Source organism: Streptomyces bungoensis, from assembly GCF_001514215.1.
Lineage (GTDB): Bacteria > Actinomycetota > Actinomycetes > Streptomycetales > Streptomycetaceae > Streptomyces > Streptomyces bungoensis.
Genome location: NZ_KQ948863.1, coordinates 83,622 through 98,159 on the forward strand (window position 1 = coordinate 83,622; position 14,538 = coordinate 98,159).

A 14,538-nucleotide genomic window follows, 5' to 3' on the forward strand; every position below is an offset into this window, starting at 1 on the left:
CCCCGCGCACCCCCCGACACGACGCTGGAGTCAGGCCCCGAAGGGCCTGACTCAGGAGGTGGAGAACATGCCCCGCACCATCATCGTGGGTCTCGACGGCTCGCCCGAGAGCCGCGCCGCCGCCGACTGGGCGGCCCGCGAGGCCGAACTGCGCGGACTGCCGGTGAAGCTCGTCCAGGTCTGGGAGCCGATACCCGAGCCCATGGCCCAGGCTCCGCTGCTGGGCTCCGAAACCCATCAGCGCTGGACCGGCCGAGGCGAGACGGACGTGCCCCGGGCCGAAGGCTGGGGGAGGATCCCCCACGAGGCCGCCGAAGGCCTGCGACTGCGCCACCCCGGCGTCGAGGTGACCACCGAGCGGCTCACCGGATCGCCGGCCGAAACCCTGATCGAGGCCGCCGAGGACGCCGAACTGCTGGTCCTCGGCTCGCGCGGTCTGAGCGGCCTCGGCGGCTTCCTGGTCGGCTCCGTCGGCCACGCGGTCGTGGCGCACACCGAGCGACCCGTCGTCCTGGTCCGCGCCGGCGAACAGGCGGCGGACGAGAAGGAGACGGACGGGGCGGGCACCCCCTCCGCGGGCACGGCGGCCGGTCCCGTCGTCCTCGGGCTCGACATCGCCCGCCCCGACGAGGCACTGCTCGAGTTCGCCTTCGACGCCGCCGCCCGCCGGAACGTGCCCCTGCACGTCGTGCACGCCTGGAACCCGCCGCCCTACTACGCCTACGGCATGGCCCTGGAGCCCGCGGTCGAGCGGGAGATGGCGAAGGGCGACGTCGTCGTCCTGAGCGAGGTGCTGCGCCCCTGGCGGGAGAAGCACCCCGGCGTCAAGGTCGTCGAACTGTCGCACTACGGCAGCCCCTCGCTCCTCCTCATCGACGCCTCCCACGAGGCATCCCTGGTCGTCGTCGGCCGGCGGATCCGCCGCTCCGCGGTCGGCGCCCACCTCGGCATCGTCACCCAGGCCGTGCTGCACCACGCCGTCGCACCCGTCGCCGTCGTCGCACACGCGTGACGACCATGACCGGCTCAGAGACCCGCCGCGTGATCGGGGACGTACGTCTGCAGATCCCGGGGCGGGCGCTCGTAGCCGGTCGACGGCGGCCGAGGCGGCAGTTCCAGAACCGCCGGCGGCACGTCCCGGTAGGGGACCGAGCCCAGCAGATGGGCGATCATGTTCAACCGTGCGCGCCTCTTGTCGTCGCTCTCGACGACGTACCACGGGGCCTCGCCGATGTCGGTGTGCACCAGCATCTCGTCCTTGGCCCGCGAGTACGCCTCCCAGCGGGTGATCGACTCGAGGTCCATCGCCGACAGCTTCCACCGCCGCAGCGGATCCTCGAGGCGGCGCCGGAACCGCTCCTGCTGCTCGGTGTCACTCACCGAGAACCAGTACTTGCGCAGCAGGATCCCGTCCTCCACCAGCATCCGCTCGAAGATCGGGCACTGCCGCAGGAAGAGCCGGTGCTCCTCCTGCGTGCAGAATCCCATCACGTGCTCGACCCCGGCCCGGTTGTACCAGGACCGGTCGAACAGCACGATCTCCCCGGCGGCCGGCAGATGCTCCACGTACCGCTGGAAGTACCACTGCGTGCGCTCCCGCTCGGTCGGCTTGGGCAAGGCCGCGATCCGCGCCACCCGCGGGTTCAGGTGCTCGGCGACCCGCTTGATCGTGCCGCCCTTGCCCGCCGCGTCCCGCCCCTCGAAGACCACGACCAGCCGGGCGCCCTCCGCCCGCACCCACTCCTGCAGCCTCACCAACTCGGTCTGCAGACGCTCCAGTTCCTGCTCGTACACCGCGCGCGGCAGCTTCGTCGCCCTCTTGCCGGCCATGCCGCCTCCCTCACCCGACGACTCGCACGTCACTGAGGCCCCGCCCGGGCACCAGGACACCACCGTACTTTCCGATCCCGAGGAGCTCACCACTATGACCGTACGCGTCGGCATCAACGGCTTCGGACGCATCGGCCGCACCTACCTCCGCGCGGCCCTGGACCGCGCGGAGGCGGGTACGCAGGACGTCCAGGTCGTCGCGGTCAACGACATCGCGCCGCCCGCCACCCTCGCCCACCTCCTGGAGTACGACTCGACGTTCGGGCACATCGGACGCGAGGTCACGCACGACGACAGCTCGATCAGCGTCGACGGCCGGCGCATCGCCGTCACCGCCGAACGCGACCCGGAGGCCCTGCACTGGTCCGACCACGGGGTCGACATCGTCATCGAGTCCACCGGCCGCTTCCGCGACCGCGACTCCGCGGCCCTCCACCTGAAGGCGGGCGCCCACACGGTGCTGCTCTCGGCACCCGGCAAGGACGTGGACGCCACCATCGTGATGGGCGTCAACGACGACACCTACGACCGGCACCGCGACCGGATCGTCTCGGCCGCCTCCTGCACCACCAACTGCCTGGCCCCGATGGTCAAGGTGCTCGACGACGCCTTCGGCGTCGACCGCGGTCTGCTGACCACGGTCCACGGCTACACCAACGACCAGTCCCTGCTGGACGGCCCCCACAAGGACCTGCGCCGAGCCCGCTCCGCGGCGCTGAGCATCATCCCGACCAGCACGGGGGCCGCCCGCGCCGTCGGCCTCGTGCTGCCGGAACTGGCCGGCGCGCTGGACGGGACCGCCGTCCGGGTGCCCGTGGAGGACGGTTCGCTGACCGACCTGACGGTGGTGCTGAACCGCGAGACCACGGCGGACGAGATCAACGCCGCCTTCGCCGCGGCCGCCGAGGGACCGCTGAACGGCATACTGCGCGTTTCGACGGCCCCCATCGTCTCCCGCGACGTCATCGGCGACCCTGCCTCCTGCGTCTTCGACGCCGCGCTCACCCAGACCGGTGGCACCCTCGCCAAGGTGTTCGGCTGGTACGACAACGAATGGGGTTACACGAACAGGCTCCTCGACCTCACCGCCCTGGTCGCCGACGACTGAGCTCCCGGACCACACGGGCCAGGTTGACCCCGTAGCCGACGCCGAAGGCGTGCGGGGTGAGAAGGGCGTCGCTGTCCGGATCCCAGTACTCGCGGACGATCTTCTCCGGGGTCGGGAGCCGGAAGTCGTACGGGACTCCCAGGACGGTCCCCGTCCACGTGCGAGCCTCCGACGGCTTGCGCAGCTCCTTCGCCACGGCGGCCGCGACGACGCCGACGGCGATGAGTGCCAGGTTCTTCCGCAGTCGCCTGTTCATGACTGGACGGTACGCGGAGCCCGGGCCCGAGTCCACGACGGTGCGGGAGCTTCGAGACCGCCGGCCCATACCGGATCAGAAGGCCGTGTGGTCGAACCAGCGGTCGAGGACCGTGGCGTCCCCCGAGACGTCGAAGACCGGCTCCTGGAACGACCGCCGGCCGTAGAGCAGCAGCAGAAGATCCGCCGCCGGCCCCCGCACCGCCGCCGTGTCCGGCCCGGACTCGGCAACCCCGCCGGTCAGCAGCCGGAAGCCGGCCGGCTCCAGCCGCACCCGCCATTCCTCACCGGCGGCGCCGTCGGCACCCGTGCACCGGAACGCGATCGTCTCGCCGTCGCCGCGCAGCTTCGTCACCCCGGGTGCGAAAAGCCCCGCGTGCGGCAGGTTCACCAGGAACTCGTCCACTCCGTCCGCCGCCAGCACCGGGTCGACGTCCGGCTCCCGGCCGACGGCACGCTCCGCGTCCACCCGGTGCACCAGCGTCTCGAACAGCATCCGGCGCGCCCAGAACCGCGCACGCGGGTCCTCGCCCCATGTCCACATCGGCGCGTCGGGATCCGTGTCCCGCAGCACGGCCGCCACGTCGGGCACCCCCGCCGCCACCCAGTCGGGGTAGTCCCGCGGGTCGTCGGGCAGCCCCAGCTCCACGTCCCGGCTGCGGGGAAACTCCTGCACGCGCCGGGACAGCAGGGTGCAGAACCAGCGCTGCAGCGAGCCCACGTGCCGGGCGAGCTCGGCCAGTGTCCAGTCGGGGCAGGAGGGCACGGCACCCGCGGGGTCGGTGCCGCGCACCGCGTCGGCGAACCGGCGGGTCTCCCGCTCGATCGCCTCACGGTAGGTCTGGTACGGCAGGGGATGCCCCGCGTTGCTCGTCGTCGCCATCTGCTGTCGCCGTTCTGTCACGGTACGGATCTCGGTGACGATCAGTGTGGCGGCTGGAGTGAACTCGAAGGCAAGTCGGCCTCGGGTGCGGTCAACCGTCGGTCTCGTTGTCGGAACCGGGCGCGTCGCCGATGGCGACGCGGAGCTCATGCATGCCTTGCAGGATGTCGATGAGGGCCTCTTCCGCTCCGCTCAGCGCGCCTCGGGCTCCCTCCGTGTCACCGCGCTCCGCGTGCAGCTGGGCGCTCAGCGCGTACACCGCCGTCATGGCGGCGGCGAAGGCGGCCTCCCGTCCCGGGGGTACTTCTTCCGCATCGGATTCGGAGACCTGCAGCGCGGTGCGCTGCAGCCGGTTCGTCAGGACGTTGAGGGCGAGACCAGGATCCGCTCCCACCTGTTCCCCCCAGCCGAGCAGCGTCTCGAGGACGTCCTCGATCTCCCCGTCCTCGGTCAGACGGGTGGCGGCGGTGATCTCAAGCTCCGTTTTCGCCAGCAGACTGCCCAGCAGGTGCAGGCGGTCTTCACCCTGCGGTCCCTCGGGCCGCTTCTCCGGGTCTGCCGCCGGTTCAGCCGCAAGAGCGGCCAGCGCCGCGTGGATCTGCTCGGCACTCACCGGACGTTCGCTCCTGATACTCACGCCTTCAGCTTCACCCACCGAAGACGTATCCGCCCGCCCAGACCCACGAAAGTGCGACACCCGGACCTCGTTACCGGCCCCCTGGCCGCGACGCCCTCGTCGCGGCCGGCCCGGGCTCAGCAAGCCGAGGAGCCCACGTGCGTAGGCAGAGCGGCCAGCAGCCGTCGGGTGAAGTCGCCGGCGTCTCCGCAGCCGTCGACCACGTGGACCACGCCGGCCAGGCGGTAGCGCGGGAGCGGCGGCCGCGTCTGCGGTGTGTCGACCGCCAGGCGCGTGCGTGCGGTCTCCTCCGTGTCGTCGGCGCGCTGGACGAGGCGCTGCCCGCAGCTGTCGCAGCGACCTGGCGTAGGCGGCTTCCTGGTGTCCAGGTGGTAGCTGTCCCGCAGCCGCCGCAGGTACGTCGTCCGGTCAGGCGGCGCAGCAGCATCCGGTCGGGGACGTTCAGGTGCAGAACCGCGGCGGGCCGCCGCCCGTGGGCAGCCAGGGCGATATCGAGGGCTGCGGCCTGCGCGGCCGCGGAGATGCCGAAGGGCCGGCCGACCACCACGTTGATCTGCAGGGAGCGCGCAGACAACGCCAGCAGCACGCCCACCGCGGCCCCGACTACGACCGTCCCGCGCGGACGGCGCAGTGAGCCGGTGAGTGTAGGCAGGGGATGTCCCCCGCCGGGCAGGCGGAGAAGGGGCATGCGCCGCGCGGCGGCGCGTGGGGAGGACCGTCCCACACAACAGGCGCCGGCTTCGACACGGCGGTGAACGACGTCACGGAGGGCCGCGGAGACCGTGCGCACGCAGACCGGCCTCACGAAGGAGCTCAGCGGCATCTCAGCCGCCGCGCTCCGACGACTGCGGGAGTAGGTGTGGTCCCTTCAGCGCGTGCCGGTCTCAACGGACGCCTTGTTCGCTGCTGTTGCTCGTGGCGGGGAGGCGTCGCCCTGCTGCAGTTCGGCCAGGAGCTGGTTCCGTCCGGCCAGAAGCTCGGTCAGGATACGGCGAGCCGCGCGCAGGAGTTCGGCCACGTCGCCACCGGCGAGTGCGTAAGTGACGGTGGAGCCCTCTCGTGTGGACACGACGATGCCCGCGCGGCGCAGCACGGCGAGCTGTTGCGAGAGGCTGGAGGGCTCGATCTCGATGTCGGCAAGCAAGTCCCGCACGGGGACGGGGCCGTGCTGCAGGAGTTCCAGGACCCTGATACGCGTGGGGTGGCCAAGCATGCGGAAGAACTCTGCCTTGGCTTGGTAGAGGGGGACCTGCATAACGCACTTCCTGCCTGTCGAGGTGGCCTCTCATGGCGCGGCGGCGTCACGCGGACGCAGTCGCGCCATGAGTCTTGCCTGTCCATCTTTCTCGGCCCGGGCGGCTCACGTTCATGAATTGTCATCCTCTCCATGTGATGGCTTGAAGAAGTCTTCAATTCATGGGCATGCGTCAGCCCGTTCCGGAGGGCCTAGACCTCGAGTTGTTCTTCGATCCGCTTGAGTTGGTGGCGGGCCATGGCCAGGTTCGACCGCTCCTTGTCCATGACGAGGTAGAGGAACAGGCCGTTTCCGTTCCGGCCGGTGACCAGCCGGATGAGGTGGTACTGCCCTCCCAGCGTGATCAGGATGTCCTCGATCTGGCTCTTGAGCCCGAGAAGCTCCATGGTGCGCACCTTGGCGCGGATCACGTCCGTGTTGCCGGCCGCGGCCACGGTCAGGTCCAGGTCCTTGCCCCCGCCCAGGGTGCCGAGGGCCATGCCGCTGGTGTAGTCGACGACAGCCGCCCCCAGCGCTCCCTCGATCCCGGCCATCATTTCCTTCAGTGCCACTTCCACAGTCGCCATCGGCGCCCTCCCCTTGGTAGTCGCGCGGCTCGCTCCGCTGGGAACCGCCCGTGATCGCACCGTATCCACACCACCCCGCGGCGAGAGAAGCCTGCTCGAGAACGACCCAAGATGATCGAAAAGGACCTCGGTGTGCTACTCCGGTGATCGGATTTACAGGCCCCGTCGAAGCGGCCGGTGCACTGAAGAAAACGCCGACAAGAGCCGCATCGACGGCCGAGGCAGCAAAACGTAAGCGCTATGGAGTTCCCCCCTTGGGGCACGACCGGCTCCTGGGCAAGGCCGTCCGCCTTCAGGTTTGTGCTGGGCGGCGGGGCCAGGAGAGGCGGTGTTCGGGGCGCAGTAGCCGGCTCATGGGGCCACGGCACACCGAGCTCTCCGTGAAACGCGTTCGTTACGATCACAGCGTGACTGTGAGAAGAGAGCCGATCAGCCGTCGGGAGCGTCCGGCCAAGCCCGCTCTTTCCCGGCAGTGGATCGTGGACACCGCCGTGCGGGTCATGCGGGCCGAGGGGCTGGAGAAGGTCACCATGCGCCGCCTGGCCAAGGAGCTGGACACCGGTCCGGCGTCGCTGTACGTCTACGTGGCCAGCACCGCCGAACTGCACGCTGCGGTGCTGGACGCTCTTCTGGGCGAGGTCGACCTGACCGGCGGGAGCGCCGGGGAGGGCTGGCGCGAGCAGTTGCGTGCCGTACTGGCCTCCTACACCGCCGTGCTGTTCGAGCACCCGCAGCTGGCCCGGTCGGCGCTCGTGGCGCGCCCCAGCGGCGAGCACTACCTGCGGCTGGTGGAGCGCGTCCTGGATCTGCTCTCCCGCAGCGGAGCGGCCCGCGAGCAGGTGGCCTGGGGCGTGGACAAGCTGCTCCAGGACGCCACGGCCACGGCCGCCGAGCAGTCGACGCAGGAACACGACCCCATGGCCGCAGACGACTGGAACGCCACCGGCCGGGCCCTGCAGTCCGTGGACGCGGCCACCCATCCGGCCATCAAGGCGCACATGCCCGCCCTGGTCAGCGGCTCGCCCGGCGACCGGATGGGCTGGAGTTTCGACGTTCTGGTCAACGGCATCACGCACACACCCGTCCCCGGCGCCAAGGGCTGAGGCCGCCTCGCCCGCCTCGTGGATCGACGCACCTCACGACGAACTTGTTCGGAACGAACATGTTCGTTACGGTGGAGGTGTCCGGCCGGGTCGCCTCACGCCCGAGCCGTCCGCCGCCCTGCCGGGGAGACGGGCGCTGCCGGCTCCGCACCTCTTCCCGGGCTGCGCACTGAGGTGCGCCCTGGCTCAGTCATCCGGAGGCCCCATGAGCACCCATCACCCCATCGCGATCATCGGCGGAGGGCTCGGCGGCCTCACCGCCGCCCGCGTCCTGCACGTCAACGGCATCCAGGCCGCCCTCTTCGAGCTGGAGGCCTCCGCCGGGGCCCGCACCCAGGGCGGCATGCTCGACATCCACGAGGACAGCGGTCAGAAGGCACTGCATGCCGCCGGCCTCCACGACGGCTTCCTGAAGATCGTTCACGAGGGCGGTCAGGCGATGCGCCTGGTCGGCCCGGACGCCACCGTCCACGTCTCGGAGACGGACGACGGCACCGGCGGCCGCCCGGAGGTGGACCGTGCAGACCTGCGTGACCTGCTGCTGGACTCGCTGCCCGAGGGCACGGTCCGCTGGGGCAGGAAGGCCACCGGCGTTCAGGCGCTGGGCGACGGCCGTCACGAGGTGACCTTCGCCGACGGGTCCGCCATCACCACCGACCTGCTGATCGGCGCCGACGGGGCCTGGTCCCGCGTGAGGCCGCTGCTCTCGGACGCAACGCCCGCCTACACCGGCATCTCCTTCGCCGAGACGGACCTGTACGACGCCGATGCCCGTCACCCGCGCAGCGCCGCCGTCGTCGGGGACGGGTTCTTCATCAGCCTGGGTGACCGATGCGGCTTCCTCGCGCACCGCGAGACCGACGGCAGCCTCCACGTCTACGCCGCGCTGAAGGCGGGGGAGGGCTGGCTCGACACCATCGACTTCACCGATCTCGCCGCCGCCAAGGCCGCCGTCCTCACCCGCTTCGACGGCTGGCACGAGGACCTGCGGGCCCTGATCGCCGACGCGGACACCATCACCCCGCGCCGCATCCACGCCCTGCCGGTCGGACACCGCTGGGAGCGGGGCGCGGGCGTGACGCTCCTCGGAGACGCCGCCCATGTGATGTCGCCCTTCGCCGGAGAGGGCGCCAACCTGGCCATGCTCGACGGCGCCGAACTCGCCGAGGCGATCGCCGCCCACCGCGGCGACACCGAGGCCGCGCTGACCGCCTACGAGAAGGCCCTCTTCCCCCGCAGCGAGGCCTCCGCCGCCGAGTCCGCCGCCAGCCTGGAGAGGATGTTCAGCGACCAAGGGCTTGAACGGATGATCGAGTTCTTCACTTCCGGCCCGGCAGCCGGGTGACCGCCGCGGACAGCACCACCGACACCATCCACGCGCTCCTTTAGATCTCCCTTTTTCGGGCACGGGGGCATGCTGGTGGGCCCACACGGCGTGGGCGAGCAGGCGATCCCGGATTCCGTCGGCCGACCAGCGGCGGAAGCGTTCGTAGAAGGTCTTCTACGGGTTGCAGCGCTCGGGCAGGTCGCGCCAGGCCGCCCCGGTGGAGCTTCGGCACGATCCCGTCACGACCCGCCATGTGGGCCCGGTGACGGTTGGTCGACGACATGCGGTTCCGCCCTGATGGGCATCGTGCCCTGGACGCCAGGTGCGACGAACTCGCGGTCCGCCACGAGGCCGCCGTCCTCGTAGCCGTTAGCGTCGAGTGGTCGTCACGTACTGGTCCGACGACAACTCGAACACTCGTACTCGCCGACCGCCGGTGGGGTGGACCGTCTCACGGGCCAGACGCATCCCCAGTTTGGTCATGATCCGTTCGGAGGCGTTGTTGCCCACTTGAGCGATGCTGACGATCCGCTCCAGCCCTCGCTCTTCGAACCCGAACCGCACAGCGGCCGCCGCGGCCTCGGTGGCCAAGCCCTGCCCCCAGTGGGAACGTCCCAGCCGCCATCCGACCTCGACCGCCGGCAGTACCTCCGGCAAGTAGTCGGGCACCGAAAAGCCGGTGAACCCGGCCAGCTCGCCAGTGGACCGGATCTCCACGGCGAACAGGCCGAAGCCTTGTGACTCCCACTCGCTCTCCCATGCCTGGACCGCGTCGCGAGTCTGCTGTGCATCACGGACGCTGCCGTCACGGATCCACCGCATGACCTCGGGGTCGGCATTGACGGCAGCCATGGGTGCAACGTCTTCCTCGCGCCAGCGGCGCAGGATCAAACGGGGAGTCTCAAGCCTGACCATCCCATCATTCTGGATCACCGTGGCGGCGTGCCGTCTCAGCGAGGTGGGCGAGCGACAAAACCAGGTCGACGTAGGTCAGTACGGCAGCCGATCATGCGTTCATGCCCCTGATAGAGACCCTTGCCCGAGCCGATGCGGACCTCGCCGCCGGCCGGGTTCCCGCCGCGCGCCAGCGCCTGCGCGGTCTCATCTCGTCCTTCCCGCACGACCTGACGCTCCGCCGCCGCCTGGCCGAGGTGTACCGGCTCTATGGCGACGCCGCCGAGGCCGGACGCTGGATGTACCTCGAAGAGGACCGCGACGCCGACGAGACCGCCGCCTTCGAGGCGCGGTACGGGTCTCCCGGGTGGCGGATGAAGGCCCTCGCCTGGCACGGCCCCGAGGCGAATGCCGCCACCGCCTTCGCGCAGGGGCAGCTGGCCGCGGTGCGGACGGCCTGCGCCGAGGAGCTGGGGCGCCCTGTCCACTGGGACGACCCCGCCTCCTACCGGGACGCTTCGCAGGGGGAGTGCGAGGCGCCCTCCGAGCCGTGGACGGTCGGCGGTGTGCTGGCGGGCTTCGGCTGTCTGGTGGCGGCCCTCATGTTCTTCGCGATCTGGGTGAGAGGGCTCGTTGCTCTCTTCGACTGACTCAGGTCACCAGAGCCGGTGAGGAGGGCGCTGACGGTCCGGTTCGGTGAGACCGTCCCCATGGCGGATGCCCGCGTGAACTCTGGGGCACAGCGCGCTGTTCAGGGGAGCGAGAACCGCTTCGCCTGTCCCCTCAGTACCGTGACATCGCATGACCGACACTGAGATCGAGATCACGGCACAGCTGGTCCGGGACCTGCTGCAGGAACAACATCCCGACCTTGCCGGGCTGGCCATCCGCGAGGTGGCGGGCGGCTGGGACAACCAGATGTGGCGCCTCGGGGACGACTTGGCCGTGCGCATGCAGCGCATGGACCCCACCCCGGAGCTCCAGCTCAAGGACGGCGGTGGCTCCCCGTGCTGGCCCCGCGCCTGCCGCTTGAAATTGTTCTCCCTCTTGGATGAGGCTCATGCGGCAGCCCAACTGTGTGGGTTCACCGATCACGACGCGAGGTGGGGATGCCAAGCTCCACGGCCGTGTGCTGCCCGTGGCCCCGATCGAGCGGTGATCTCACTGCCCGCCTGTCAGTGTCGGTGGTCATCATGGGAGACGTGACCAACCCGTACCTCACCACCGGCAGTATCTGGCGCCTCCGCCACGGCGACCAGGAGATCGCCCGGCTCACCGTGACCGGCGCCGATATGCCTTGGGCTCACGCCGAAGTCGAGACACTTCCTGCTTTCGAGGAGTTTTGTACCCTCTTGGGTGAGCAAGAGCGTGCTGTCGACGAGGAGGACTGGGCTCGGGCCGATGCCTGCTACAGCCGGATACGTGGTGCGCTCACTCTGACGTTTCCCGACGGCGGCCCGGTCAACGAGTTCATGCTGCACATCCACGACGACGGCACCGCCGGCTGGCGCTGGCACGACGAGCCCTTCGACGCGGTGATCCGGTGACGCGCTGGATTCGCTGCTTCTGGGACGAGGAAGCCCTCTGGTTCTACTTCGAGCTGGACGCCGATGGGTATGTGATCCGGCAAGTCGAGTTGCAGGAGCCCGGAAGCAGGGCCCTGACCGCGGCCTCGCTGGCCGAGTGGCAACAAGCCCGAAGGGACGGCCGGTCTGCCAAGTACGAGTGCGTCTACGGTCTCACCGCGGAACCGCCCATCTCCGAGTGGGAGGGGCACAACCCGCAGTCGTTGTCGGCGGATGAGTTCGAGGACGTCTGGTCGACCGCCCGTCGGCAGCTACAGGATCGTCAACGGCGACATCCTTCCTGAACGCACCATGGCTGCGGCCATCGATCAGGGACGTTCCGCCATCCTGAAGTGGCTGGTCGGTCTGGTGGGCGTGACCTTGTTTCGGGGTGCTCGTGCTGGTCGTGGGCGGCAGTCTGTGGTGTAGATCGTCTGGCAGGGCGGTTTCGCCGATGAGTTCACCGTCCTCGAACGGTCCACCCAGTGACAGGACCGTTCTCGACAGGAGTGCCATGTCCACCATTCAGCCAGTGATCTTGACTGCCGCTCACGACGTCCTGCTCGGCTTCTATACGAAACTGTTCGGCGCCGAGGAGATCTTCCGGGTGCCGGAGGAAGGCCCGGTCTTCTACGTCGGCTTGCGCATCGGCGACACCGACCTCGGGCTGGTGGCCAAGGCGCACCCGGGGACCGGGGCGGCGCCGCGGATCTTGCTCAGCATCGGTGTCGAAGACGTCGATGAGACGCTCGGCCGGGTAAAGGCACTGGGCGGCTCGGTCCGCGGCGGCCCCAACGACATGCCGTGGGGACAGCGCGTCGCCCATATCCAGGACCCCGACGGCAACCCGGTGAACCTCACCCAGCCGATCCCGGCTCAGTGACGACTGTTCGCAATGCACCCTCACCCCGCAGGCCAGTGGCCCACCCCTGCAAGTGATCTATAAGACTGAAGTGCCTGACCGGAGTCATATGGGTCCACAGAGGGCTACGGGCGCACTGGTCATGAGCGCCCGTAGCGGACAGTACGAGCGCTCCCGGGTCGACCAGGGCGAACCGCCTTCTCAAAACTCTCGCCCGGGTGGGCACGACGGGCTGAGCCACCCCGCAGCTCAGCCCGTACCCCTGCCCGGCGCCGGCGTCGCTGCCTAGAGGGCGCGCTCCAGCCGGTCTGCCACCAGCTTCACGAACCGGCCGGGCTCCTTGGGCCGGCCGCCCTCGGCGAGCACCGCCAGACCGTGGAGCAGTTCGGCGGTGTCCACCAGTCCGGTGTGGTCCTCGCGCTCCTTGTAGGCGGCGTTGAGCTGCTTGACCAGCACGTGGTCGGGGTTGAGTTCGAGGATGCGCTTCGCCGGCGGCACCTCCTGGCCCATCGCGCGGTACATGCTCTCCAGCGCGGGCGTGAGGTCGTGGGCGTCGGAGACGACACAGGCGGGAGAGACCGTGAGCCGCGAGGACAGGCGTACGTCCTTCACCTCGTCCGCCAACTGCTCCTTCATCCAGCCCAGCAGGTCAGCGTACTCCTCGTCGCGCTTCTCCCGCTCCTTCCCCGTCTCCCCGCCGTCGTCGGCACCGGGGTCGAACTCGCCCTTGGCGACCGAGCGAAGCCGCTTGCCCCCGAACTCGCCGACCGCGTCGGCCCACACCTCGTCCACGGGGTCGGTCAGCAGCAGGACCTCCAGGCCCCTGGCGCGGAACGCCTCCATGTGCGGGGAGTTCTCGATGCTCTGCCGCGACTCGCCGGTCAGGTAGAAGATGTCGTCCTGGCCGTCCTTCATCCGCTCCACGTACTGTTCCAGCGTGGTCGGCTCGTCGTCGGCGCGGGTGCTGGCGAAGGTGGCCACGGCGAGGATGGCGTCGCGGTTCTCGGTGTCGGTGATCAGTCCTTCCTTCAGCACCGCCCCGAACTCGCGCCACAAGCCGGCGAACCGCTCCGCGTCGGCCGTCTTCATGTCCTTGAGCGCGGACAGGACCTTCTTCGTCAGCCGCCGCTGGATCATGCGGATGTGCCGGTCCTGCTGCAGGATCTCGCGGGAGACGTTGAGCGAGAGGTCCTGCGCGTCGACCACGCCCTTGACGAACCGCAGGTAGGGCGGCAGCAGCGCCTCGCAGTCGTCCATGATCAGGACGCGCTTGACGTAGAGCTGCAGGCCGCGCTGGTACCCCTGGGTGAACAGGTCGTGCGGGGCGTGCTCCGGCAGGAACAGCAGGGCCTGGTACTCGAAAGTCCCCTCGGCCTGGAAACGGACGGTCTCCAGAGGGGGGCGCCAGTCGTGGCTGATGTGCTTGTACAGCTCGTGGTACTCGTCGTCGGAGACCTCCTCGCGCGACCGGGCCCACAGGGCCTTCATCGAGTTGAGCGTCTCGGGCTCCGGCGTGGAGCCGTCCTCGCCCGGCTGCGCGGGCATCCGGATCGGCCAGGTGATGAAGTCGGAGTAGCGTTTGACGATCTCCCTGATCTTCCAGGGCGAGGTGTAGTCGTGGAGCTGGTTGTCGGGGTCGGCCGGTTTCAGGTGGAGGGTGACGGAGGTCCCCTGCGGGGCGTCGTCGACGCTCTCCAGGGTGTACGTGCCCTCGCCGTCGGAGCTCCACCGGGTGCCCTGCTCCTCGCCGGCCCGGCGGGTCACCAGGGTCATCCGGTCGGCCACCATGAAACCCGAGTAGAAGCCGACGCCGAACTGGCCGATGAGCCCCTCGGCGCCGGACGCGTCCTCCGCATCCCGCAGCTCCCGCAGGAGTTCGGCGGTGCCGGAGTTGGCGATGGTGCCGATCAGACGCCCGACTTCGTCGTACGACATCCCGATGCCGTTGTCCCGCACGGTGAGGGTACGGGCGTCGCTGTCGGCCTCGATCTCGATGTGCGGGTCGGAGTTCTCGGCGCCGGGCGTGTCGCCGCGCAGCACAGCCAGGCGCAGTTTGTCGAGCGCGTCGGAGGCGTTGGAGACGAGTTCGCGCAGGAAGACATCCTTGTTCGAGTAGACCGAGTGGATCATCAGCCGCAGCAGCTGACGTGCCTCTACCTGGAACTCAAACGTTTCGGTCGGCATGGTGGTCGTTTACCTCACAGGTCCCGTGGTCGCCGGATCTGATCGGAGTCACTTTAACGATTCGGCCGA

At 69.7% G+C, this 14,538-nt stretch carries 17 protein-coding genes and 2 pseudogenes; 9 read left to right on the top strand and 10 right to left on the bottom strand.

The window, feature by feature from the left end; genetic code table 11:
- Nucleotides 1-67: 67 nt before the first annotated feature.
- Nucleotides 68-1,012 (top strand): universal stress protein, encoded by a 945-nt coding sequence (locus AQJ66_RS24015; protein ID WP_061926360.1) that lies wholly within the window; start codon nucleotides 68-70, stop codon nucleotides 1,010-1,012.
- A gap of 14 nt (nucleotides 1,013-1,026) precedes the next feature.
- Here AQJ66_RS24015 and ppk2 read toward each other — a convergent pair whose 3' ends face one another.
- Complete coding sequence (gene ppk2, locus AQJ66_RS24020; protein ID WP_061926115.1) at nucleotides 1,027-1,830, bottom strand: polyphosphate kinase 2; 804 nt, start codon at nucleotides 1,828-1,830, stop codon at nucleotides 1,027-1,029.
- A 94-nt stretch (nucleotides 1,831-1,924) separates the two neighbouring features.
- Here ppk2 and gap point away from each other — a divergent pair, with 94 nt between their 5' ends.
- Complete coding sequence (gap, locus tag AQJ66_RS24025; RefSeq protein WP_061926118.1) at nucleotides 1,925-2,938, top strand: type I glyceraldehyde-3-phosphate dehydrogenase; 1,014 nt, start codon at nucleotides 1,925-1,927, stop codon at nucleotides 2,936-2,938.
- On the opposite strand, the gene AQJ66_RS24030 is transcribed toward gap, so the two are convergent.
- From AQJ66_RS24030 to AQJ66_RS24050, 6 genes are all read right to left on the bottom strand, one after another.
- Nucleotides 2,913-3,194 (bottom strand): DUF5808 domain-containing protein, encoded by a 282-nt coding sequence (locus AQJ66_RS24030; protein WP_061926121.1) that lies wholly within the window; start codon nucleotides 3,192-3,194, stop codon nucleotides 2,913-2,915. The genes gap and AQJ66_RS24030 overlap by 26 nt on opposite strands.
- A gap of 75 nt (nucleotides 3,195-3,269) precedes the next feature.
- Nucleotides 3,270-4,097, bottom strand: a complete 828-nt coding sequence (locus AQJ66_RS24035; RefSeq protein WP_107119033.1) for a maleylpyruvate isomerase family mycothiol-dependent enzyme — start codon at nucleotides 4,095-4,097, stop codon at nucleotides 3,270-3,272.
- A gap of 70 nt (nucleotides 4,098-4,167) precedes the next feature.
- On the bottom strand, nucleotides 4,168-4,689 hold the full coding sequence (locus AQJ66_RS24040) for a hypothetical protein (protein ID WP_061926127.1): 522 nt from the start codon (nucleotides 4,687-4,689) through the stop codon (nucleotides 4,168-4,170).
- Between the two features lie 140 nt (nucleotides 4,690-4,829).
- On the bottom strand, nucleotides 4,830-5,441 hold the full coding sequence (locus AQJ66_RS40995) for an adenylate kinase family protein (protein ID WP_159052608.1): 612 nt from the start codon (nucleotides 5,439-5,441) through the stop codon (nucleotides 4,830-4,832).
- A gap of 140 nt (nucleotides 5,442-5,581) precedes the next feature.
- Nucleotides 5,582-5,968, bottom strand: a complete 387-nt coding sequence (locus AQJ66_RS24045; RefSeq protein ID WP_061926130.1) for an ArsR/SmtB family transcription factor — start codon at nucleotides 5,966-5,968, stop codon at nucleotides 5,582-5,584.
- 191 nt (nucleotides 5,969-6,159) lie between these two features.
- Nucleotides 6,160-6,534: a roadblock/LC7 domain-containing protein gene (locus AQJ66_RS24050; RefSeq protein WP_061926132.1), complete on the bottom strand. Its 375-nt coding sequence runs from the start codon at nucleotides 6,532-6,534 to the stop codon at nucleotides 6,160-6,162.
- 407 nt (nucleotides 6,535-6,941) lie between these two features.
- Here AQJ66_RS24050 and AQJ66_RS24055 point away from each other — a divergent pair, with 407 nt between their 5' ends.
- Together AQJ66_RS24055 and AQJ66_RS24060 are read left to right on the top strand one after the other, a co-directional pair.
- On the top strand, nucleotides 6,942-7,637 hold the full coding sequence (locus tag AQJ66_RS24055) for a TetR/AcrR family transcriptional regulator (RefSeq protein WP_107119036.1): 696 nt from the start codon (nucleotides 6,942-6,944) through the stop codon (nucleotides 7,635-7,637).
- 205 nt (nucleotides 7,638-7,842) lie between these two features.
- The gene (locus tag AQJ66_RS24060) at nucleotides 7,843-8,982 is read left to right on the top strand and encodes an FAD-dependent oxidoreductase (protein WP_061926138.1); all 1,140 of its coding nucleotides are present in this window, start codon (nucleotides 7,843-7,845) and stop codon (nucleotides 8,980-8,982) included.
- A 90-nt stretch (nucleotides 8,983-9,072) separates the two neighbouring features.
- Here AQJ66_RS24060 and AQJ66_RS40870 read toward each other — a convergent pair.
- Nucleotides 9,073-9,186, bottom strand: a pseudogene (locus AQJ66_RS40870) (transposase); the annotation flags it as partial.
- 147 nt (nucleotides 9,187-9,333) lie between these two features.
- Entirely contained in the window at nucleotides 9,334-9,879 is a 546-nt protein-coding gene (locus AQJ66_RS24065) for a GNAT family N-acetyltransferase (protein WP_079060381.1), read from the bottom strand.
- Nucleotides 9,880-9,980: 101 nt separating this feature from the next.
- On the opposite strand from AQJ66_RS24065, the gene AQJ66_RS24070 reads away from it, so the two are divergent.
- From AQJ66_RS24070 to AQJ66_RS24090, 5 genes and pseudogenes are all read left to right on the top strand, one after another.
- On the top strand, nucleotides 9,981-10,508 hold the full coding sequence (locus AQJ66_RS24070; RefSeq protein ID WP_061926141.1) for a DUF6584 family protein: 528 nt from the start codon (nucleotides 9,981-9,983) through the stop codon (nucleotides 10,506-10,508).
- Between the two features lie 151 nt (nucleotides 10,509-10,659).
- Nucleotides 10,660-10,907, top strand: a pseudogene (locus AQJ66_RS37550) (phosphotransferase); the annotation flags it as partial.
- Nucleotides 10,908-11,060: 153 nt separating this feature from the next.
- The gene (locus tag AQJ66_RS24080; protein WP_159052609.1) at nucleotides 11,061-11,405 is read left to right on the top strand and encodes a hypothetical protein; all 345 of its coding nucleotides are present in this window, start codon (nucleotides 11,061-11,063) and stop codon (nucleotides 11,403-11,405) included.
- Entirely contained in the window at nucleotides 11,402-11,728 is a 327-nt protein-coding gene (locus AQJ66_RS24085) for a hypothetical protein (RefSeq protein WP_061926150.1), read from the top strand. Before AQJ66_RS24080 ends, AQJ66_RS24085 begins: the two co-directional genes overlap by 4 nt.
- A 209-nt stretch (nucleotides 11,729-11,937) precedes the next feature.
- A complete protein-coding gene (locus tag AQJ66_RS24090; protein WP_061926152.1) occupies nucleotides 11,938-12,306 on the top strand; it encodes a VOC family protein in 369 nt (122 codons plus the stop codon).
- Nucleotides 12,307-12,570: 264 nt separating this feature from the next.
- Here the strand turns inward: AQJ66_RS24090 and htpG are convergent, their stop codons facing one another.
- Nucleotides 12,571-14,469, bottom strand: coding sequence for a molecular chaperone HtpG (gene htpG / locus AQJ66_RS24095; protein ID WP_061926155.1), 1,899 nt, complete (start codon nucleotides 14,467-14,469; stop codon nucleotides 12,571-12,573).
- Nucleotides 14,470-14,538: the final 69 nt, after the last annotated feature.